Origin of the sequence: Pseudostreptobacillus hongkongensis, assembly GCF_001559795.1 — a bacterium.
GTDB lineage: Bacteria > Fusobacteriota > Fusobacteriia > Fusobacteriales > Leptotrichiaceae > Pseudostreptobacillus > Pseudostreptobacillus hongkongensis.
Window position 1 is genome coordinate 1 of record NZ_LOHY01000021.1, and the last position, 21,361, is coordinate 21,361.

The 21,361-nt window shown below is 26.4% G+C and carries 21 protein-coding genes; 2 read left to right on the forward strand and 19 right to left on the reverse strand.

The genetic code is table 11. The features are described from left to right. Positions 1–234 precede the first annotated feature (234 nt). From AYC59_RS08245 to lepA, 4 genes are all read right to left on the reverse strand, one after another. Positions 235–321 carry a hypothetical protein gene (locus tag AYC59_RS08245; RefSeq protein ID WP_156445433.1) on the reverse strand — a complete coding sequence of 29 codons (87 nt, stop codon included), beginning with the start codon at positions 319–321 and terminating at the stop codon, positions 235–237. Between the two features lie 124 nt (positions 322–445). After that, a complete protein-coding gene (locus AYC59_RS00890) occupies positions 446–1,093 on the reverse strand; it encodes a trimeric intracellular cation channel family protein (protein WP_066894333.1) in 648 nt (215 codons plus the stop codon). 2 nt (positions 1,094–1,095) lie between these two features. Then, positions 1,096–1,704: a 3'-5' exonuclease gene (locus tag AYC59_RS00895; protein ID WP_066894335.1), complete on the reverse strand. Its 609-nt coding sequence runs from the start codon at positions 1,702–1,704 to the stop codon at positions 1,096–1,098. 11 nt (positions 1,705–1,715) lie between these two features. Further along, entirely contained in the window at positions 1,716–3,515 is a 1,800-nt protein-coding gene (gene lepA / locus AYC59_RS00900; RefSeq protein ID WP_066894336.1) for a translation elongation factor 4, read from the reverse strand. A gap of 128 nt (positions 3,516–3,643) precedes the next feature. On the opposite strand from lepA, the gene mscL reads away from it, so the two are divergent. Both mscL and AYC59_RS00910 read left to right on the forward strand, forming a co-directional pair. Further along, a complete protein-coding gene (mscL, locus tag AYC59_RS00905) occupies positions 3,644–4,039 on the forward strand; it encodes a large-conductance mechanosensitive channel protein MscL (protein WP_066894337.1) in 396 nt (131 codons plus the stop codon). An 80-nt stretch (positions 4,040–4,119) separates the two neighbouring features. Further along, complete coding sequence (locus AYC59_RS00910) at positions 4,120–4,839, forward strand: YebC/PmpR family DNA-binding transcriptional regulator (protein ID WP_066894339.1); 720 nt, start codon at positions 4,120–4,122, stop codon at positions 4,837–4,839. A 65-nt stretch (positions 4,840–4,904) separates the two neighbouring features. On the opposite strand, the gene AYC59_RS07690 is transcribed toward AYC59_RS00910, so the two are convergent. The 15 genes from AYC59_RS07690 to AYC59_RS00980 all read right to left on the reverse strand — a co-directional run bounded on the left by AYC59_RS07690 (position 4,905) and on the right by AYC59_RS00980 (position 21,257). After that, a complete protein-coding gene (locus tag AYC59_RS07690) occupies positions 4,905–5,054 on the reverse strand; it encodes a hypothetical protein (RefSeq protein ID WP_156445432.1) in 150 nt (49 codons plus the stop codon). Between the two features lie 311 nt (positions 5,055–5,365). Then, the gene (locus AYC59_RS00915; RefSeq protein WP_066894340.1) at positions 5,366–6,310 is read right to left on the reverse strand and encodes a carbohydrate kinase family protein; all 945 of its coding nucleotides are present in this window, start codon (positions 6,308–6,310) and stop codon (positions 5,366–5,368) included. Beyond that, positions 6,310–7,605: a glycoside hydrolase family 32 protein gene (locus AYC59_RS00920; RefSeq protein ID WP_066894341.1), complete on the reverse strand. Its 1,296-nt coding sequence runs from the start codon at positions 7,603–7,605 to the stop codon at positions 6,310–6,312. Before AYC59_RS00920 ends, AYC59_RS00915 begins: the two co-directional genes overlap by 1 nt. Continuing rightward, positions 7,595–9,013: a sucrose-specific PTS transporter subunit IIBC gene (locus AYC59_RS00925; RefSeq protein WP_066894342.1), complete on the reverse strand. Its 1,419-nt coding sequence runs from the start codon at positions 9,011–9,013 to the stop codon at positions 7,595–7,597. Before AYC59_RS00925 ends, AYC59_RS00920 begins: the two co-directional genes overlap by 11 nt. A gap of 184 nt (positions 9,014–9,197) precedes the next feature. After that, positions 9,198–10,193 (reverse strand): LacI family DNA-binding transcriptional regulator, encoded by a 996-nt coding sequence (locus AYC59_RS00930; protein WP_066894343.1) that lies wholly within the window; start codon positions 10,191–10,193, stop codon positions 9,198–9,200. 134 nt (positions 10,194–10,327) lie between these two features. Beyond that, positions 10,328–11,278, reverse strand: a complete 951-nt coding sequence (locus AYC59_RS00935; protein WP_066894345.1) for an FAD-dependent oxidoreductase — start codon at positions 11,276–11,278, stop codon at positions 10,328–10,330. A gap of 11 nt (positions 11,279–11,289) precedes the next feature. Next, positions 11,290–12,495 carry a tyrosine--tRNA ligase gene (gene tyrS / locus AYC59_RS00940; RefSeq protein ID WP_066894347.1) on the reverse strand — a complete coding sequence of 402 codons (1,206 nt, stop codon included), beginning with the start codon at positions 12,493–12,495 and terminating at the stop codon, positions 11,290–11,292. Positions 12,496–12,503: 8 nt separating this feature from the next. Next, positions 12,504–15,155 (reverse strand): phosphoenolpyruvate carboxylase, encoded by a 2,652-nt coding sequence (gene ppc / locus AYC59_RS00945; RefSeq protein WP_066894349.1) that lies wholly within the window; start codon positions 15,153–15,155, stop codon positions 12,504–12,506. A gap of 13 nt (positions 15,156–15,168) precedes the next feature. Next, the gene (locus tag AYC59_RS00950) at positions 15,169–16,788 is read right to left on the reverse strand and encodes a DEAD/DEAH box helicase (RefSeq protein ID WP_066894351.1); all 1,620 of its coding nucleotides are present in this window, start codon (positions 16,786–16,788) and stop codon (positions 15,169–15,171) included. 5 nt (positions 16,789–16,793) lie between these two features. After that, complete coding sequence (gene ylqF / locus AYC59_RS00955; protein WP_066894353.1) at positions 16,794–17,672, reverse strand: ribosome biogenesis GTPase YlqF; 879 nt, start codon at positions 17,670–17,672, stop codon at positions 16,794–16,796. After that, positions 17,656–18,336 (reverse strand): 16S rRNA (cytidine(1402)-2'-O)-methyltransferase, encoded by a 681-nt coding sequence (rsmI, locus tag AYC59_RS00960; protein ID WP_066894355.1) that lies wholly within the window; start codon positions 18,334–18,336, stop codon positions 17,656–17,658. Before rsmI ends, ylqF begins: the two co-directional genes overlap by 17 nt. A gap of 8 nt (positions 18,337–18,344) precedes the next feature. Next, positions 18,345–19,742 (reverse strand): S41 family peptidase, encoded by a 1,398-nt coding sequence (locus AYC59_RS00965; protein WP_066894357.1) that lies wholly within the window; start codon positions 19,740–19,742, stop codon positions 18,345–18,347. Beyond that, positions 19,743–20,471 carry a TlyA family RNA methyltransferase gene (locus AYC59_RS00970; RefSeq protein ID WP_066894360.1) on the reverse strand — a complete coding sequence of 243 codons (729 nt, stop codon included), beginning with the start codon at positions 20,469–20,471 and terminating at the stop codon, positions 19,743–19,745. It lies immediately after the preceding gene. Continuing rightward, positions 20,471–20,926, reverse strand: a complete 456-nt coding sequence (locus AYC59_RS00975; protein ID WP_066894362.1) for a divergent PAP2 family protein — start codon at positions 20,924–20,926, stop codon at positions 20,471–20,473. Before AYC59_RS00975 ends, AYC59_RS00970 begins: the two co-directional genes overlap by 1 nt. Beyond that, entirely contained in the window at positions 20,919–21,257 is a 339-nt protein-coding gene (locus AYC59_RS00980) for a YhbY family RNA-binding protein (protein WP_245620596.1), read from the reverse strand. Before AYC59_RS00980 ends, AYC59_RS00975 begins: the two co-directional genes overlap by 8 nt. Positions 21,258–21,361 lie beyond the last annotated feature (104 nt).

Sequence of the window (21,361 nt, forward strand, 5' to 3'; positions counted from 1 at the left end):
AGCATATTCAATCATTTCAATTTTCTTTTCTAATGTTAATTTTGATTTTCTTCCCATAAAAAAACATATACCTCCAAACTTTCTAGTAATTTTAAATTTTACTGTCCAGTTTTTTGGTATATGTTCTCAGGTCTCTTATTTTAATGATTTTATATTTTTAATCCTACTACTATCTAAAAATCAATGATCTTGATAATTTCCTTTTAAAGCAGTAAATTCTATACTTCTAATATTTTATTCTTCTAATTTATTTTCTAAAAATTCTTTTAATATCCATGCATCTTCTGGTCTAAGGACTTCTAGTTTAAGAATTTTTAAAATATATTCTTCTGTTGTATTTAATAAACCGAGATTTCCTTAATAGTTAAATTTGCTAATTTCAAATTTTTATTTAACTCTTTTATATTATTTTCTTTTTGAATATTTATAAGTGACATCTATCTCCTTATTTAGGTAAATTTAATTTTTTGAAAATAACAATAAGCCGTATTATCAAAACTAAACTGAATAATATAATCGTTGTTCTTATTTTATCTATAGATAAATCTATTATCATATATTTGTATAAGAAGCCTCCTATTACACATAAAACAGCATATATATCTTCTTTTAATATTATAGGAGATTCATTTGACATTATATCTCTTATAACTCCTCCCCCAACAGCAGTTACAGTTGCCATCATTATTATACCTAAAGTATTCAAATTATTATTAATTGCAATATTTGCACCTAAATATATAAATATAGAAAGTCCTACAGCATCAAAAATTAATACTAATAATTTAATTTTATTTACTAATTCTTGCCTTGTTAATAAATTTTTAAATTTATTTCTAAACAGAAAATATGGTAAATATATAATTAAGGTTGTAATTATTGAAAGATATATATCATGAGGATTTACTATTGCATTAGGTATATTATTTAACATGACGTCCCTAGTAATACCACCACCAACAGCTGTTGCTATGGCTAATATACTAATACCAAATATGTCATAATTATGTTTAATTCCTTTAAATACACCTGATGCAGCAAAGGAAACAACTCCAAAAAAATTCGCAATGTATAAAAATGTTTCAAAATCCATAATTACCTCATAATTGTTGATATATTATTTTTTAAAAATCTTTCAACACGCTCTTTAGATACATCTAAACTAAGCATTCTAAACATTACTCTAGCCATGATTATTACATCATACATACTATTATGTAATTGATCTTCTTCTAATTTTACGTTATAGTACTGGGCACATTCAGATAATTTAGGCCATTTGTATCCATAAGGTCCAGGAACTTTAACTATATCAGTATTTTCAAGCATAGTATCAAATTGATATCTTAGTATAAAAGGTATAAATTGTCTATCAAATCTAATATTATGTGCAATGAAATGTTCAGCCCCATCACAAAATTCATAAAAATTATTTATATCTTCTTTAAAAGTTAAAGCATATTCAACATCTGATAATTTTCTTCTTTTTTCTATTTCTTCATCAGTTAAACCATTAACTTTTATAGCACCTTCATTTACAGGTTCTCCTTCATTTCTAAAATAGAACCTATCAAATTCACCTAATTTTTTCATTTCGTTATTTTCTGTATTATATACTACTTTCATTGCTGAAATTGATAAAACTGAATCAGTAGCATTTGTACCATTTGTTTCAACATCAAAAAAAATTATTTTTTTATCCATATACAACTCCCCTAGTCATTTAATTTTAATACTGATAAGAATGCTTCTTGAGGTATTTCAACATTACCTATAGCTTTCATACGCTTCTTACCTTCTTTTTGTTTTTCAAGAAGTTTTTTCTTTCTTGTAATATCCCCACCATAACATTTTGCTAATACATTTTTTCTTAAGGCTTTAACTGTTTCTCTTGCTATAACCTTAGTCCCAAGTGCTGCTTGAATTGGTATTTCAAATTGTTGTCTAGGTATTACTTCTTTTAATTTTTCAACTATAGAACGTCCTCTATAATATGCATTATCACTATGAGCTATAAATGAGAATGCATCGACTGCTTGTCCACTTACTAAAATATCTATTTTTACTAAATTAGATTCTCTAAATCCTATCATTTCATACTCAAATGATGCATATCCTTTAGTTCTTGATTTCAATTTATCATAAAAATCTATAACAATTTCTGCAAGAGGTAAATCATAAACTATCATTGATCTATTTTCATCTACAAAGTTCATATTAACAAAATTACCACGCTTTTCTTGACATAGTTCCATTACATTTCCAACATAATCTTTAGGTACTATTATAGTACCTTTTATATATGGTTCTTCTATATGTTTTCTACCTTCTGGAAATTCTGCAGGATTGTCAATAACCATCATTTGATTACTTCCTTCAACTGTTACATGATATTCAACTGAAGGTGCTGTTGAGATTAAATCTATATTAAATTCACGTCTTAATCTTTCTATTATTATTTCCATATGTAATAATCCTAAGAAACCACATCTAAATCCAAATCCAAGTGCAAGAGATGTTTCAGGAGTGTATGTAAGTGATGCATCATTTAATTGTAATTTTTCTAATGCTTCTCTTAAATCTTCATAATCATCTGTTGATATTGGATAAATACCAGCAAATACCATACTTAATGCTGGTCTATAACCTGATAAAGGATATTCTGTAGGATTTTTACTATTTGTTATAGTATCTCCAACCTGAGTATCTTTAATTGATTTTATACCTGTTATAATATATCCAACAGATCCTGCATTTAATTCTTCTTTTTCTTTCATTTTAGGTGAAAATACTCCTAACTCAAGAACATCAAACTCCTTATTAGTTGACATTATTTTAATTTTATCATCTTTTTTAATACTTCCATCTATTATTCTAATATATGTAATTACTCCTCTAAAATCATCATAATGTGAATCAAATATTAAAGCTTTAAGAGGCGCATTTTCATCACCTTTAGGTTCTGGTATATTTTCAACTATACTTTCTAATAAATTATCAATACCTAGACCAGTTTTTCCTGAAACGAGTACTGAATTATCTGTAGGCAGACCTATTACATCTTCTATTTCTATCATAACTCTATCAGGATCAGCTGAAGGTAGATCTATTTTATTGATTACAGGTAATATTTCTAAATCATTTTCTAAAGCAAGATAAACATTTGCTAAAGTTTGAGCTTCTATTCCTTGTGCTGCATCTACAACAAGTAATGCACCATCACAAGCAGCAAGTGATCTAGATACTTCATAAATAAAATCTACGTGACCTGGTGTATCAATTAAATTTAATTCATATTCGTTTCCATCTTTTGATTTATAATTTAAAGTTACAGCTTGTGCTTTTATAGTTATTCCCTTTTCTCTTTCAAGATCCATACTATCTAAGAGTTGCTCTTTCATTTCTCTTTGACTTACAGTTCCAGTCATTTCAAGAAGTCTATCAGCTATCGTAGATTTCCCATGATCTATATGAGCTATAATTGAGAAATTTCTTTTAAATTTTTTATCTAACATTTTATCTCCTATTTTATATATTCTATCAAAATATTTTACCATAATTTAGCATAAAAATAAAGAAAAAAGATTGATAAAAATCATTATATATTGTATAATTACACGTATTACAGAAAATAGGAGGAAATATGTTAAAAGATTTCAAAGACTTTATAGCTAGAGGAAATGTTATTGACTTAGCAGTTGGGGTAATTATAGGAGGAGCATTTGGTAAAATAGTTACATCTTTAGTTAATGATATAATTATGCCTATCATAGGTTTAATATTAGGTAAAGTTAACTTTACGCATCTTGTAATAGTATTACAACCTTCTGAAGGTGATACTGCAGCTTTAACTTTAAACTATGGTATGTTTATTCAAAATGTAATAGATTTCTTAATAATTGCTTTTGTTATATTCGTGGCTTTAAGATTATTAGTTAAACTTAAAAAAGAAGAAAAACAAGAACAAGCTGCTGCAGAACCTATATTGACAAAAGATCAAGAATTACTTGCTGAAATTAGAGATCTATTAAAAAAATAGTTAAAGTTCTCTCATTGAGGTTCTTTTTTTTTATCAATTTCTATGTTATAATGAATATATACTAATACATGGAGGAGATCATGGGAAGACACGGTACAATAGCAGGACGTAAAGAAGCACAAGATAGAAAAAGAGCTGCTTCATTTACAAAATATGTAAGATTAATAACAGTAGCAGCACGTGGTGGAGCAGATCCAGATTATAACGTAGCATTAAAACATGCTATAGAAAAAGCAAAATCTATAAATATGCCTAATGATAATATCAACAGGGCTATTAAGAAAGGTTCTGGTGCTGATGGATCAGCTGCATTTGATTCATTAAATTATGAAGGATATGGACCAGGAGGTGTTGCAGTAATAGTTGAATCTCTTACTGACAATAGAAATAGAACAGCATCTTCTGTTAAAGCGGCATTTGATAAAAATGGTGGTAACTTAGGTGTATCTGGTTCAGTATCATATATGTTTGAAAGAAAAGGTGTAATAGAAATAGAAAAAACTGATAAAACTAACGAAGAAGAAATTATGGAAATTGCACTTGAAGCAGGAATGGAAGATATGCAGGTTTATGATGATAGTTTCTATATTACAACTGATATAAAAGACTTTATTTCTGTATCTGATGCTTTAAAAGAAAAAGGATATGAATTATTAGAATCTGATTTAGAATATGTTCCATCTATAGAAGTTGAAACTTTAAGTGATGAAGATTTAGATAAATTAAGAAAAATGATAGATGTTCTTGAAAGTAATGATGATGTTCAAAAAGTTCATCATAATTATTCTGGAGAACTTTAATAAAAAATAGGCTTATCGCCTATTTTTTACTTTATAATATTTGTAACTTCCATTTTGCCATCATTTTATATTCCTTCTACTCTAATATTATTTTGAATATCATTTATTATAAATGGATCTGATAAAACATCATCTTTATATGTTCTTTCTTCATATTTAACTCCATCTGAAGTATATACAATAAATTTACCTTGACTTAAACTTTTAACATACATAAATTCTTCATAATAACAATCTTCAAACTTACCATTTGCATTATATACTATAGATGGACCATTTGATATTCCATCATCGAAAGTTAAAATTTCTTTATACCCATCTTTATAATATACAGTTGCTTTACCCTGTCTTTTACCATTAATAATCTTTGCAGCAACTTTTTCTACAGGAGATACTAAATAATAGTATAAAAACAGTTGTTAATACAGCAATATATTTTATTTTAACCACCTTCTTTATCAGTACTTCTATAATAATATATCATAATTTAAAAAAGCATACATTTTTGAAATATATGCTTTAATATCTAAATATTTTTTAGTTCTTTTTCATATTCACTTTCACTCATATAACTAGAAATTGCACCAATTTTTGTAGTTGATAAAGTTGCGTAATTAGTTGCAAATTGCGAAAGGTTTCTTAGTTCTTCTTCATCTAAATCAATCTTATTTAAGTTAAGAAGTTTAGATAAATATGAACCTGCAAACGCATCTCCAGCACCTGTTGTATCTATAACATTTACTCTAGGTATTTCTGTAGATACCTTAATACCATTACTAAATACTTCAGAACCATCTCCACCTTTAGTATATAAAACGTGTTTTATATATTTGAAGTCATCTTTCACAGCTTCTTCTATTAATCCTTTTCCTGTAACAAATTCCAATTCATTATCTGATATTTTTAATATATCAACATATTTAATAAACTCTTTAATAGTTTCATAATATTCTTGCTTATTTTCCCAAAGATTAAATCTCAAATTAACATCAAAACTTATTAAAATTCCTTTTTCTTTTGCTTTTTCTAATAGTATTTTATGTGAATTTTTTGATATATCTTGTATGGCTATACTTGCAAAGTGTATTATTTCTATTTCATCTAAATCAACTTTATTTACATCTTCAGTTGATATTTTTAATGCAGAAGATCCTTTGAAATAAAAACTAAAAGATCTATCTCCATTTTCATCACGTGAAACAAACGCAAGTGGTGTAAATGTATCACTTCTTTGATTTACATATTTACAATCAACATTTTCATTTTCTAATACATTTTTTAAAAAATCTCCAAAACCATCTTTACCTAAAGTTGTTAATAAATAACTTTTATGACCTAACTTTGAAGCAACTGTTGCAACATTTGCAACACAACCTCCTGCTTCTTTTTTAAATGATTTTACTTTATCTATAGTCCCATAACCTTCACCTATAAAATCTATAAGCATTTCACCTATACATAAAATTGCCATTATTTAACCTCTATTCCTTTTAATTTATATATTTTATAATTTTTTGAATTAATTTCAACATTATGATTATTAGTATAAAATCTACTTGTAAATGTAAACTCACCATCATTTATAAATATTTCAAATGAAGATGAATCAAATATAATTTCTATATCATTTATATTTATATCAAAACTTATATTCTTTCTACCATATCCAGTTTCATTTAAATTAATATCCATTTTTTTATTATCATATTTAATATTCATACTATCTATTTTTATTTCAAATTTTTCACCATCTTGTTTATTAAAATACCAAGCTTTTTCACTAAATATTTCTCCAAGTATTTCTCTATCATATAACGATTCTACTGATTTATGAATTTTTTGTTTAATGACTCCATTTTCATATTTTAATACTCTTGGTATAGATAAACAATTTTGGTAATTAAATTTAACTGTAGGATTAATATAATAACTATCAGGTACATACATCCATGCTATTAATACACGATTTCCATCTTCATCCAAAAATGTTTGAGGTGCATAAAAATCATACCCGTGATCAAGTAATTTAAAGTTATTAATTAATTCTAAATTTTCTATTCCTTCTTCAATAACGGAATAACCTACTTGATATGTATTGTAGTATTCTGAATACATATGTGATATTCCTTGTGGTGAAAATACAAATATTTCTTTACCATTTAACATGAAATAATCAGGACATTCCCACATATATCCCATATTTTTATTAGAATATACTGTTTTATAATATTTCATATCTTTATATATTAATAAACACCCATAATCTTTCTTATCTCTACCACCAAGTATTAAATATTCATGATTATTTTTTTCATAAACTTTAGGATCTCTAACATGGTTTGACATATTTGGATAATCTATATTTTTTAATACACATTCTTTTTCAGAAAAATTAATCCCATCTTTACTAGTCAATTTTATAGTATTATGTTCACGTCCTTCATGTATATAATCATAATTACCTTCATTTTTAACATTACCAGTATAATAAAATATCATTTTATCTTCTTTATTATATGCACTACCTGAATATACACCTGATTTATCAAAAATAGTATCATTTTTTAAAATTATTCCATTATCTCTGTAATTAATAAGGTTGGGACTTGTATACCCATACCATAATTTCATTCCTCCGTTAGGATTTTCTGAATATTGGTGATAAATATAGTAAGTCCCTTTAAAATATGTAAGCCCATTTGGATCATTAAGCCAACCATTTTTAGGTTCTAAATGTAAACTTTGTCTCCAAATATTATTTTTCATTCTCTACGTCCTTTGTTTTATAGAAGTATCCTGTCATAACAAATGAAATAACTATTGAAAGTACAAGACCTATACCAAATACAAACCATTTTTGATAAGGTATTGATAAGAATCCTGGAAGACCTGCAGCTCCTAAAGCAATTGCTAATACATGATTAAATCCTAGCCAAGCACTTGAAACAGCACTTCCTATTAATGCAGCATAGAATGGGTATTTTAATCTTAAGTTTACCCCAAACATTGCAGGTTCTGTAATTCCAAGTAAAGCAGAAATTCCAGATGCTGATGCAAGAGATTTTAATTTAGGATTTTTAGTGAAGAATAAAACTGCAAGTACAGCTCCACCTTGTGCAGCATTTGACATAGATGCTATAGGGAAAATGAATGATCCTCCAGTATTTGTCATATCAGCTAAAAGAGAAGTTTCAACAGCTATGAATGAATGGTGCATTCCAGTAATTACTATAGGTGCATAAACTCCACCAAATATTCCTGCTCCAATAAATCCTAAACTATTATATAACCAAGATAAACCTAATGTTAAATAATTACCTGCTTCCCTTAAAATAGGTCCTGTTACTGCAAATGTTAAGAATGCAGTAATGAATATTGAAAGTAATGGTGTAGTTAAGTTATCTAAATAAATAGGTGTAATTTTTCTTAATTTTTTCTCTATTGTAGCTAAAACAAAACTCATAACAACTATAGGTAATACTGTTCCTTGATATCCTATTTTTGAAATACTTAATCCAAATATATTCCATACTGGAATTTCTATTCCAGGATTATTTGAAACAGCATAAGCATTTAATATATCAGGGTGAACCATAATCATACCTAAAGCAGCTCCTAAATATGGATTACCCCCAAAACGCTTAGTAGCTGAGAATGCTATAAGAACTGGTAAGAATACAAATGGAGCATTTGCAAATATATTAACCATATTAGCTAAACCATCTATAGCTGGGAATGCTTCAATTAATGATTGACCAGCAAAGAAAATATCTTTTGCAGTTAGAATATTATTAATTCCCATTAATAATCCTCCTGCTACTATTGCAGGTATAATTGGAACAAATATATCACTTAACATTTTAACAAAACGTTGTGCTGCATTACCTTTAGTTTTCTTTACCTCTTCACTTCCTTGTACAGTTTCATTCCCAAATTCAGCATTATATGCATTATATACTTGTTGTACAAGTCCACTTCCAAATATTAATTGTAGTTGACCATTAGTAAAGAATACACCTTTAACTCCTTCGATTTCTTCTAATCTTTCACGATCATACTTTGATTCGTCGTTAAGTTCAATTCTTAATCTTGTTGCACAGTGGTTAACAGTTTGAATATTTTCAAGACCTCCACTATTTTTTGCAATTTCTTGAACAACTTTTTTTAAGTCCATAAATTTCCTCCTATAAAATATGGTATCGTTACCATTAATTATTACATTATATATATACCCTATAATTTTAAAATAGTCAATAGTAAATATGAAAAAAAATTCTTGATATTAAAAAATAGCTCAAATTATCTGTTTATAAGATTGAGAGCTATTTTTGTCAATATTAAATTTAACTTAATTTAAATTATAATTTCAAATTAAGAACACTATTTCTTTTTATTAATTTAAATCCAATTTTTTTCTTTTCTATTTTATCAGTTGAATTTTTTATATTTTTAAGTAATATATTTACTGTTTCATTACTCATACTTTCTATATCAAAAGAAATTGTAGATAAAGGATAGCTTAGTAATATTGAAGAATCATAATCCCCAAATCCTATTATTGAATAATCTTTACCTGCTATTTTATTATGTTCTTTAAATACTTCAATACAAGCATATGCTATTCTATCAGTAGCACAAATTATACATGTAGAATTTTTTATATTTTCAAAGTTAATTTTTAAAATTTCTAAACTTTTATTTAAACTAAAATCCGTTTCTAAGTATTTAGGTACTATATTATTTAAAGCTAATTTATCAATTATACCTTTTTTTCTTTTTATCCCAACTGAAATATCCTTTTCATTAACTCCTAAATATACTATGTCTTTATGTCCATTTTCTATAGTATAATTTGCAACTGTATATCCAGCATTATAGTCATCATAAATCATTGAAATTGCATTTTTAGATTCCTGCCCTATTACTACTATAGGTATTGTTATTTTAGAAAATATATCTTCATATTCATTATTCATAGTTGTTGCAATAAATATAATACCTGAAACATTCATTCTTTCTAATCTATGTATATATTCAATTGGTGCTTTATCATCAAAATTAGTATTTAATATTAAAATCTCATATCCATTTTCTTTTAAAAGTTTATTTAAAATTTGTAATGTATTTCCTGTAATAAATGAATTAAGTGTTGGAACTATAATCCCTATAATTTTACTATCACTACTTTTTAAAGCTTTTGCAAAAGTATTAGGTTTATAATTATACTTTTCAACTATAGTTTTAATTTTAATTCTATTTTCTTCTTTTATTTTAACACCATTAAAGTAACGAGTAACCGTAGTTGTACCAACTCCAGCCATCTTAGCTATATCTACTATAGTTAATTTTCCCATATTACCTCCAAAACAACAAATTTTAAAGTATTAATTTTTTATATGTAATTATCTTAAACTATTCTCTATAAATATTATACCACAATTTAAAAAATATGCATACAATAAAAAAGATCACATACGTGATCTTTACATTATTTAGTATTTTTAATTATGTATTCAAATGCTGCAAGCGATGCTTTAGCTCCTTCTCCCATAGCTATAATAATTTGTTTAAATTTAGTATTTGTACAATCTCCTGCTGCAAATATTCCATCAACACTAGTCATGTTATTTGAATCAATAATAATTTCATTTTTTTCATTTCTTTTAACTAATTCTGATACAAAGTCAGTATTTGCAACTGTTCCTATTTCAACAAATATACCATCAACATTTAAATCAGATTTTTCATTGTTTTTTCTATTTTCAATATATAGACTTTCAGCAAATTGATTACCTTTAACTTCTTTTACAGAAGATGAAGTCATAACTTCAACATTAGATAAAGTTGCTAATTTTTCTATTAACACATTATCTGCCTTTAATTCATCTAAATACTCAACTAAGAATACTTTTTTTACTATATTAGACAAATCTATAGCTGCTTCAACACCTGAGTTTCCTCCACCAACTATAGCTACCTCTTTATTTCTATAAAATGGTCCATCACATGTTGCACAATAATGAACACCTTTACCAGAATATTCATTTTCTCCAGGAATTCCTAATTTTCTCCATTTACCACCTGTAGCAATGATTATAGTTTTTGTTTTAAATTCTTGACCATCATCAACAAGTACTATTTTTTCATTATCTACTACTTTAATTTCTTTTACATTATGCCCTTTATGGAATGCAACTTCATATTCAGATAAGTGTTTTTCTAGTTGTTGAGAAAAACTAAATCCATCAGTTAATGGTATCCCTATGATATTTTCTATATCATTAGTATTTAATAATTGACCCCCAACTAAATCTCCTATCATAGCTATTTTAAGACCTTTTCTAGCAGAATAAACTGCTGCAGATATTGCTGCAGGTCCTGCACCTATAACAGTTATATCATAATATGTATTTACATCTAATTTTACTAAGTTACTCATTTGTTCCTCCGTTATTTTACTACTCTAACAATTTTTTTCTTTCCACAACGAACTATGATACCATTTTCAAGTTTTATAATTTCATTTATATTTTCAACAGGCTTATCATTTATTTTTACTGCACGTTGATCAACTAATCTTCTTCCTTCACTATTAGATGATATAAATTTAAGTTCTTGTAGTAATTCTAATATAGGTAATTCATCTTTATCTGTATTGTATTCTGGTAATTCAACATTTAAATTTTTATTACTAAATACATCTTCAAACCATGAACGTGCTTCACGTGCTTTTTCTTCACCATAATATATTTTTACTAATTCCCCAGCAAGATTCTTTTTAGCTTCCATAGGATGACCTTTAAGAATTTCTTCTACTTCATTCATAGGAATTTCTGTTATCATTTCATAATAATTCTTCATCAAATCATCTGAAATAGACATAATTTTACCAAACATATCTGTTGGACTATCTTGAACTGAAATATAGTTCCCTAAAGATTTAGACATTTTTTCTACACCATCAAGACCTACAAGTATAGGCATTATCATACATATTTGTTGTTCTTGACCAAAGTTTTTTTGTAAATCTCTTCCTCTTAATAAATTGAATTTTTGTTCTGTTGCTCCAAGTTCTACATCTGCATGTAATTCAACTGAATCATATGCTTGTAATATAGGGTACATAAATTCAATTAAAGATACTGGTTGATTATTAGAAAGTCTTTTAGAAAAGTCTTCCCTTTGTATCATTTGAGAAACTGTAAACATAGAAAGTAATTTTAATACCTCATCAAGTTTTAAAGTTTCTAACCATTCATGATTATACACAACCTTTATTTTATCTAAATCAAGTATTATACTAACTTGTTCTAAGTATGTCTTTATATTTTCTTTAATTTGATCAAAAGATAGTACTTTTCTTGTTTCAGATCTACCTGTTGGATCTCCAATTCTTGCAGTAAATGTACCTATTAAGAAATTAACTTCATGTCCTAATTCTTGAAATTGTTTTAATTTTCTTAAAGGGACAGCATGTCCTAAATGTAATTCACTTCCTGTAGGATCTATTCCTAATTTTACTTTTAATGGTTTATTGTTTCTTATTGAATTTTCAAGTTTTGATTTAAATTCATTTATATTTAATATTTCATCGCATCCTCTACTTAAAATTTCAAATTGTCTTTCAACTTCTTTTTTTATATTCTCTTCCAACATAATTACTCCTAACCGCTATTTCTAAGTCCAGTAGCTATACCATTTATACTTGTGTGTATTGCTTTATTTATATTTTCATCTTGTAATCCATTTCTTTCAAGCTCTATCAATTTAATTTGAATATGATTAAGAGCATTAAAGTATGGTAATCTATTTTTCAAACTTATAGTTAACATATCATTATCTTCTAATAGATATTTAATCCCTGTTATTTTCTTTAATAAATTAAATGTTAAAATATATTCGTTATATATATCATTATATATTTTATTTCTTAGATTTTCATCACTTACAAGTTTTGAATATTCTTTGGCTATATTCATATCAGTTTTTGAAAGAACCATTTCTAAATTAGATAATAGCCCTTTAAAGAATGGCCATTTTTTATACATTTCTTGTAAAATTTCAAGACCATTAGGTCTAGTGTTTATAAACTCTTCAAATGAAGTTCCTACACCATACCATCCTTGTAACATTACTCTGCTTTGTGACCAAGAGAATACCCATGGTATTGCTCTTAAATTTTCTATATCGAATACTTTTTTCCTTGCCGATGGTCTTGATCCTATATTTAAAGAAGAAACTTCTCTAATAGGTGTTGATTGGAAAAAGTAATCTGAAAATCCTTCAGTATTATATACTAAATTTCTATATTTTTCATAACTTAAATCTGATATATAGTCCATAATATTTTCATATTTAATTTCATCTTTTATATCATCTTTTAATGTTTTTTCTAAAGTAGCAGAAAGCAGAGCTTCTAAATTACTCATTCCTAAATCAAGATTTCCGTATTTAGCTCCTATTACTTCTCCCTGTTCAGTAAGCCTAATTTCACCACTAATAGAACCACTAGGTTGTGATAATATAGCTTCATAACTAGGTCCACCACCACGACCTACAGTACCTCCACGTCCATGGAAGAAACTAAGTTTAACATCATATTCTTTAGAAAGATTCATTAGTTCACTTTGAGCTTTGTATAAAGACCAACTAGAAGAAATATATCCTCCATCTTTATTACTATCAGAATATCCTAACATTATTTCTTGTTTATTTGAATTATTTTTCAACCATTGCTTAACTATATCAAATTCAAACCATCTCTTCATTATTTTTCTTGAATTTTTTAAATCTTCTACACTTTCAAATAAAGGAGAAATTGAAATATCGTTATTTAAATCAAATTCTTTTAAAAGTAGTGCAAGTTCTAACATATCAGAAACCTCTATAGTATGTGAGATTATATTATGTTTAATTATAGAATTTCCAAATATATCTACTAATTGTCTTGCTGTTTCAAATATGTCTAGTTCTTTTTGCAATAATTCAGATTTATTACAATTTACTGACTTTAGTTTTCTTGGTTCATTTTCTAATTGATATAATAAGATTTCAATTTTTTCATCATTATTTAATGAAGAATAGTTATTTATTACATTTGCATTTTTTAATAATTCATCTATACAGTATTCATAAACACTAGAATCCTGTCTTAAATCTATTGTGGATAAATGATATCCAAATATTCTAACGGCTTCTATTAATTCGTTTAATCTACCATAAGATAATATTTCACCGTTATATAGATCTATAGATGTTTTTATTATTAATAAATCATTTAATAAATTTTCAGCATTGTAGTATAAGTTATAATTAATATTTTCCTTATTAATAACTAGTTTATTATATACATCTTCTAAACTATTAATTATATATGAAATAGCTTTTCTATATGGTTCATATATTCTATGTTCAGAAGTTTCATTAGATTTATTTGATAAATCTTTAAGTTCTTTTGTTACAGAATTTTTTAATTCAGATATAGAGAATTCTCTATATAGTAGTTTTAATTCATCTATATAGTAAGTAAGTATCATATCAAGTTGTAAATAAGCTGCATCTTTTAAAGTATTGCATGTAACAAATGGATTTCCATCCCTATCTCCACCTATCCAAGTTCCCATTACAACTGGTATATAGCTTGTATTGTTTAACCCTATTTTTTTAACCACATCATTAAATTTTAAATTAATTTTAGGTATGGCTTTTAAAAAAGTTGATTTATAATAACCAAGTGAATTGGTAATTTCATTACTTACTCTTAATTTAGAATTTCTCAATACATCTGTTTGCCAAAGTAAAGTTATACTTCTTTTTAATTCGTTGTACCATTCATCTTCTGATAATAGATTATATAATACTAAATCATATTTTTCTAATATTCTATAAATATTTTCAGTTAAATCTAATACAGATTTTCTTTGTACTTGTGTAGGATGTGCTGTAAGTACAGGTACAACTAATATATCTTTTAATTTTTCATCTAATTTTTCTTTATCAATATTATTAAAGTTTAAATTTTCAAGATTTCCTTTAAAATATTTTTTCTCAATCTTATTACTTTTAATAATTTTAGATTGGTAGACATCTTCTACTATATTAATCAAAAGAGGTAATATAGTTAAAAGTCTTACAATTTTCGACATATCTTTTGGTGTTGATATATATGATTCTATATTACCATTTTCTAATATATCATCTATAGATATATCAGAAACTATTTCAGATAAAATATCTTTTATAATAGATATTTCTTTTAACATAACACTTTTATCTAATTGTATTTCTTTATTAGGTTTTAAAATAACACTTTCCATGTTTTACCTCACATTATTTTTTCTTAGATCTATTATTATTTCTTCTTCCTTTTTTATTATCTCCACCTTTGTCAGAATTTGCAACTTCTACCATAGGTTTATCATTTCTTGATCTAGTTTTATTTAATGTTTTTAATATAAGTTCAGCCTCTTCAAAAGGAACACTTACAAATGAGAAATTAGGCATAACTTTAACATCTTTTATTTTTCTTCCTGGTATCTTAGTTTTTTCATGTATTAATTTCAATAATTTATTTACATTTAATCCATCTTTTTCACCAAGTGCTATAAACAGTCTTGTTGTATCCTTCATTTCTACGCTAACATTTTTAATCTTACCATAGCTAGTTGCTATAAATTCATCATCATATACATGTCTTAATAAAGATGCAACTACAGCTTCTGTATTTTTACCTTTAAGTAATTTTTGCGCTAATTCTAAATATGGCTTATAATCACTTTCTATCATTATTTCTTCAACTGAAGCAACTAACATTTCTTCTTTTGCTCTTAAGATATCTTCAACATTAGGTATTTGTTCTTTTTTAATATCTGATTTAGTTTCTCTTTTTATTTGTGCTAACTTTCTTGATTCTTGTGGAGTTACAAATGTTATTGCCACCCCTTTATTACCAGCACGTCCTGTTCTTCCTATTCTATGAACATAAGAATCAGACTCTTGAGGTATAGAATAATTAATTACATGTGTTAAATTACTTACATCTATACCACGTGCTGCAACATCTGTTGCAACAAGTATAGTTAATACTTTATCTCTAAATAAATTTAATGCTTTTTCACGAAGACCTTGAGTAATATCACCATGAATTGCTTCTGCGTCATAGTTACGTGCTTTTAATTTATTTGTTACTTCATCAACTTCTGATTTAGTTCTACAAAATACTATACCATAAAAATCAGGCTTATAATCTAGCACTCTACATAAAGCTTCAAATTTATCTTCACGTCTAACCTCAAAATATATTTGCTCTGTTAAATTTGTAGTTAATTCTTTTTTCTTAACTTTTAATATTTTATGATCTGGCATAAATCTTTTAGCTATAGCTAAAATAGGTTTAGGTATAGTTGCTGAGAAAAATAGCATTTTCTTATCATCATTAGTTGATTCAAGAATTAACTCTATATCCTCAATAAATCCCATATTAAGCATTTCATCTGCTTCATCTAAGACAAAATATTCTAACTGATCTAATTTTAATACACCTTTATTTATCATATCAATTACACGACCAGGTGTCCCTACAACAATATCTACTCCCTTTTTTAAATTTTTAATTTGATTTTCTATGGAAGCCCCACCGTAAACAGCTAACACTTTAATATCTTTATTTCCTTTTAAAGTATAAATTTCATCTGATACTTGATTTGCAAGTTCTCTTGTTGGTGCAAGTATCAAAGCTTTTACCTTTTTATTAGGTGTAATACTTTCAAGTATTGGTATAGAAAAAGCTGCTGTTTTCCCTGTACCTGTTTGTGCCTGTCCTATTAAATGTGTTTTCTCTTTTAAAAGTTCAGGTATAACTAAAGCCTGTATTTCACTGGGAGCTTTAAATCCTTTCTTTTCTAATGCGTCAAGCATTTCTTGACTTAAGTCATAATTTTTAAATTCCATTTTCCCTACTTTCTAAAATCTGATGGTTCTTCCAATAAAAATCTACCTAATTTCCCCATCCTATATTCTTTTAATAATCTCTTAGAAATCACTTCAAAACTATATTCTTCTGTTTTATGTATTCCTAATCTATTTTCTAATATTTTAAATATTTCAACATTATCAAGTTTTGATAAATCATTTACTTCTAAAGTATATACTCTAATTAAATCATTTATATTACCATGTTTTTTCATAATATCTAATAATCTATTAGATACTTCTTCAAGAGGAAGTATATCATCCTTTATTGAACCCGTTATGGCTAAGTTAAAAGCTACAAATTGATCTTCAAATTTAGGCCAAAGTATACCAGGTGTATCTAATAATTCAAATTTTTCATCTACAGTAATCCACTGTTTACCACGAGTAAATCCAGGTTTATTCCCTACTTTTGCTTTATTCTTATTTGAAAATTTATTAATAAATTTAGATTTCCCAACATTTGGTATACCTGCAATAAGTGCACGAATTACAGTTTTTCTAAGACCTTTTTTCTTAACCTTTTCAAGTTTTTCCTCATAAATATTAGCAACTATTTTCCTAAGTTCTGAAAAATTTGTATTTTTTTCAACACTTAATGTTAAAAAATAATCTGCCATATCATTTTCTATAAAATAGTCTTTCCATTCTTTTAGTTTTGATTCATCTACTAAATCTATCTTATTTAAAACAACTATTCTTTTTTTATTTTTTGCAAGTTCTTCTATATCTGGATTTTTACTAGAAATAGGTATTCTTGCATCTAGTATTTCTATAACTAAATCTACTATTTTTAAATTTTCAATTATCATGTCACGTGTTTTCTTCATATGACCTGGATACCAGTTAATCAATATACTCATTTTTCCCCTCGCTAGCTATAAATAATACTATTTCACCCTTGATATTTCTTTTTTCAAGCATAGGTATTAATTCATCAATTCTACCACGAATAACTTCTTCATATATTTTTGTTAATTCTCTTGTTATTACAACATATCTATTACCTAGATAATTCTGTATGTCTTTTAATGTTTTAATTATTCTATTTGGTGATTCAAGTATAACTATAACTCTTTCTTCATTTACTAATTTAAGAAATAAAGTTTGCCTTCCCTTTTTTTTAGGTAAAAATCCTTCATAGGCCATTCTTCTCATATCAATTCCAGCAATAGATGCCCCCGTTGTAATAGATGAAGGTCCTGGTATTGATGTAACCTTAATATTTTCTCTTAATGCTGCATCAACAAGTTCAAATCCTGGATCTGATATACAAGGCATACCTGCATCTGTAACTATAGCTACATTTTTATCTTCTCTTAATAACTTTAAAATATTTTCTATTTGGTATTGTTTATTATGTTCATGATACTGGTGTATCTTAGTATTTATATCATAATGTGTTAATAACCTTTTTGTAACTCTAGTATCTTCTGCAAAAATATATTCAACTTCTTTTAAAGTTTTGATAGCTCTAAATGTAATATCCTCTAAATTACCTATAGGTGTACCAACTATATATAGCATATTTACCTCTATTTCTTATCATTTTTTTGATTTTCTTCTAATATTAAATCTTTTTTTGTTTTCTTATCTTTATTAGTTTCTTCTGTATCTGGATCAGATTTAACTTCTTTTCCTAAAAGATAATCTATAGCTGCTTTTAATTGTATATCACCTTTTTTAATGATTTCATCAGCTTTTTCCTTACCTTCAGTTTCTTCTAATATTTTTCTTATTTCCTTTTGTCTATTATTACGTGCTTCTTGAGTTTCACTTGTATATCCTTTATCAGATAATAAAGTGTTCATATTAATTATTATATCTGGTTTTATACCATTTTTATTAATGTTATTATTTTTAGGAGTTGCATATTCAGCTATAGTTAACTTAATAGCGTCTTTATCCCCTGGATAATTATATATACCTTGAGCAACACCCTTTCCATAAGTTTTTGTTCCTATTATTGTAGCACGTTTGTAGTCTTTTAAAACTCCAGTAACTATTTCAGAAGCAGATGCCGATCCTTTATTTACAAGAACAACCATATCACCTTTATATATTTGTTCTCCTACTCTTGTATACTTCTTATCATAACCACTTTTAGTTTTTAATGTTACTATTAAATCTTCTTTTACAAATTGTGAAGCTATATCAACTGCTTCATTTAAAGACCCACCTGGATTAGTTCTAAGATCAAATATTAATTTTTTCATTCCTTGTTTTTCAAGATCTAAAATAGCATTTTTTATTTCTTGACCAACTTCACTACCAAAATTAAGTAAACTTATATACCCTATTTTATTTTCTTTATCCAACATTTTATAATCTACATTATCTAATTTTACTACCTCACGAGTTAGGGTAAATGTTAAAGGTTTTTTAACTCCACGTCTATATACTTCAACTTTAACTTTAGTACCTTCATCCCCTCTTAATTTTTTAGATGTTTCAGTAGCTGTTAAATTAATAATATCTTTATCATCTATTTTAGTTATAACATCACCAATTTGTATTCCTGCCTTAAAAGCTGGTGCTCCAATGAAAGGTGAAATAACTTCCATATAGTCACCTTTTTCTTTTCTTATAGACATCCCTACACCTACATAAACTCCATCCATACTTTCATTAAGACTTGCAAGTTCTTTTTCACTTAAGTATTCAGAATAAGGATCTTCTAAACTTTTTAAAACACCACGAAGAGCTGCTTCATACAATTCTTCTTTGTTAACTTCTTTTGAACCAACCCATCTTTCATTTATATAATTTATTGTTTGAACTAATTTATTTATATTTTTTAAATCAACACTTGCATTTGCTCTTTCTTTAGCCGGAACTTCTTTAAATTCTTCACTTTTATTATTTGAATATGAAAAGCAACCAAATGTTGCAATTAAAGCTAAAACTATTAAATTTTTCTTATTTATCTTCATTTAATCACACCTTTCTACATAAATTAAATATTCTTTATTTCCCTTTCCACCTAATATAGGTGAATCAATTATTTCTATTATTGTATATCCATTTTCTTTAAATGAATTTACAACTTTTTTTATAGCTTCTTGTCTATATTCTTCTTCAATTACTATACCATTTTTAGATATTTTTTCAGGTACTAATTCAAATTGTGGTTTAATTAATGCAATAACTTTATATTCCTTATCTCCAAATTTGCTAAAATAAGGAATTACTTTAGTAAGAGAAATAAACGAAACATCTATGACTATATAGTCAACTTTGTCGTCTATTTCTAAATCTCTTATGTGTGTTTGTTCAATAGAACATACTTTTTCATTATTTCTAATTTTATAATCCAATTGATTTGTACCAACATCGTTAGCATAAACAAAACTTGCACCATATTGTAAGGCACAATCTGTAAAACCACCAGTTGAAGCCCCTATATCTAAAACTTTCTTATCTTTTAAATCTAGATTCCAATAGGTTATAGCTTTTTCAAGTTTTAATCCTCCACGACTAACATATTTTAACTTATTTTTTATCTTAATATCTTTAATATTTTCTTCTTTAAATTGAGTTCCTGCTTTAGTTTCGGCCTTATCATTAACAATAACATTACCAGCCATTATTTCTCTTTTAGCTTTTTCTCTTGAATCAAAATAACCTAAGTCAACTAATATAACATCTAATCTTTTTTTCATTAACTTAATAAATATCCTTTCATTATAAATGAAATAACTATACCAAGAATTGCTCCCATTAATACTTCAAATCCTGTATGACCTAAGAATTCTTTCAATTCTTCAAATTCGTGTGTATTTAAAATTGGTAATCCTTCCATTAGATTATTTAATATTTTTGCATGTTTACCTGCTTCTTGCCTAATACCTGTAGCATCATACATAGTAACTATAGCAAAAATAGTAGCTATAGCAAATTCTGTCGTTGAAAACCCTTTAACAAGTCCTACACTACATGCTAAAGAAACAGTTGATGATGAATGTGAACTAGGCATACCACCTGTAGAGAATAACCTTCTAAAATCAAACTTACCAACTGTTATCAAAGGAGAAATACATTTATATGCCTGAGCAATAAAAGCACTTAAAAATACTACATCAAGTATCTTATTTCCAAATATAAAACCACTAGACATTTTTATCCCTCTTTGATTTTTTAAATTCCATAAATTCACGAGTTATTGGTCCTAATTTATTATTATTTCTATTTTCTTTAAAAAATATCATAATTTTTCCTACAGATCCAACATAAACTGCACCACTTTTTTTCTCTATTTCAGTTCCTAATTCTCTTGTTGCATCTTCTAAACTATTTTGTAATAATTTAACCTTCATTAATTCATTTTTATCAATATATTGTTTAATACTATCAATAACACTATCAGTTACACCGTCTTTACCTACTCTTACCATAGGTTCTAAATTATGAGCTCTTTTTCTTAAAAAGTTTCTTTCTTGACTTGTCAATATAATCTACCTCTCTTAAACATTTATTTTCATTATACCATATTTAACGTATTTCACCAAATAAAAGCTATATTTTAGAAGTAGTTTTTAAATATAAAATTAAT

Coding starts and splice junctions, on each gene's coding strand:
- AYC59_RS00925 (WP_066894342.1), bottom strand. CDS start 9,013: ATGGACTTAAAAAAAGTTGTTCAAGAAATTGCAAAAAATAGTGGAGGT.
- rsmI (WP_066894355.1), bottom strand. CDS start 18,336: ATGCTATATATAGTTGGTACACCTATAGGTAATTTAGAGGATATTACA.
- AYC59_RS00910 (WP_066894339.1), top strand. CDS start 4,120: ATGGGAAGACACGGTACAATAGCAGGACGTAAAGAAGCACAAGATAGA.
- AYC59_RS00970 (WP_066894360.1), bottom strand. CDS start 20,471: ATGAAAAAAAGATTAGATGTTATATTAGTTGACTTAGGTTATTTTGAT.
- lepA (WP_066894336.1), bottom strand. CDS start 3,515: ATGTTAGATAAAAAATTTAAAAGAAATTTCTCAATTATAGCTCATATA.
- AYC59_RS07690 (WP_156445432.1), bottom strand. CDS start 5,054: ATGTATGTTAAAAGTTTAAGTCAAGGTAAATTTATTGTATATACTTCA.
- mscL (WP_066894337.1), top strand. CDS start 3,644: ATGTTAAAAGATTTCAAAGACTTTATAGCTAGAGGAAATGTTATTGAC.
- AYC59_RS00975 (WP_066894362.1), bottom strand. CDS start 20,926: ATGTCTAGTGGTTTTATATTTGGAAATAAGATACTTGATGTAGTATTT.
- AYC59_RS00930 (WP_066894343.1), bottom strand. CDS start 10,193: ATGGGAAAATTAACTATAGTAGATATAGCTAAGATGGCTGGAGTTGGT.
- tyrS (WP_066894347.1), bottom strand. CDS start 12,495: ATGTTGGAAGAGAATATAAAAAAAGAAGTTGAAAGACAATTTGAAATT.
- AYC59_RS00935 (WP_066894345.1), bottom strand. CDS start 11,278: ATGAGTAACTTAGTAAAATTAGATGTAAATACATATTATGATATAACT.
- AYC59_RS00965 (WP_066894357.1), bottom strand. CDS start 19,742: ATGAAGATAAATAAGAAAAATTTAATAGTTTTAGCTTTAATTGCAACA.
- ppc (WP_066894349.1), bottom strand. CDS start 15,155: ATGGAAAGTGTTATTTTAAAACCTAATAAAGAAATACAATTAGATAAA.
- AYC59_RS00950 (WP_066894351.1), bottom strand. CDS start 16,788: ATGGAATTTAAAAATTATGACTTAAGTCAAGAAATGCTTGACGCATTA.
- AYC59_RS00895 (WP_066894335.1), bottom strand. CDS start 1,704: ATGGATAAAAAAATAATTTTTTTTGATGTTGAAACAAATGGTACAAAT.
- ylqF (WP_066894353.1), bottom strand. CDS start 17,672: ATGAGTATATTGATTAACTGGTATCCAGGTCATATGAAGAAAACACGT.
- AYC59_RS00915 (WP_066894340.1), bottom strand. CDS start 6,310: ATGGCAATTTTATGTATAGGTGAAATGCTTATAGATTTTATAGGTGAA.
- AYC59_RS00920 (WP_066894341.1), bottom strand. CDS start 7,605: ATGAAAAATAATATTTGGAGACAAAGTTTACATTTAGAACCTAAAAAT.
- AYC59_RS00890 (WP_066894333.1), bottom strand. CDS start 1,093: ATGGATTTTGAAACATTTTTATACATTGCGAATTTTTTTGGAGTTGTT.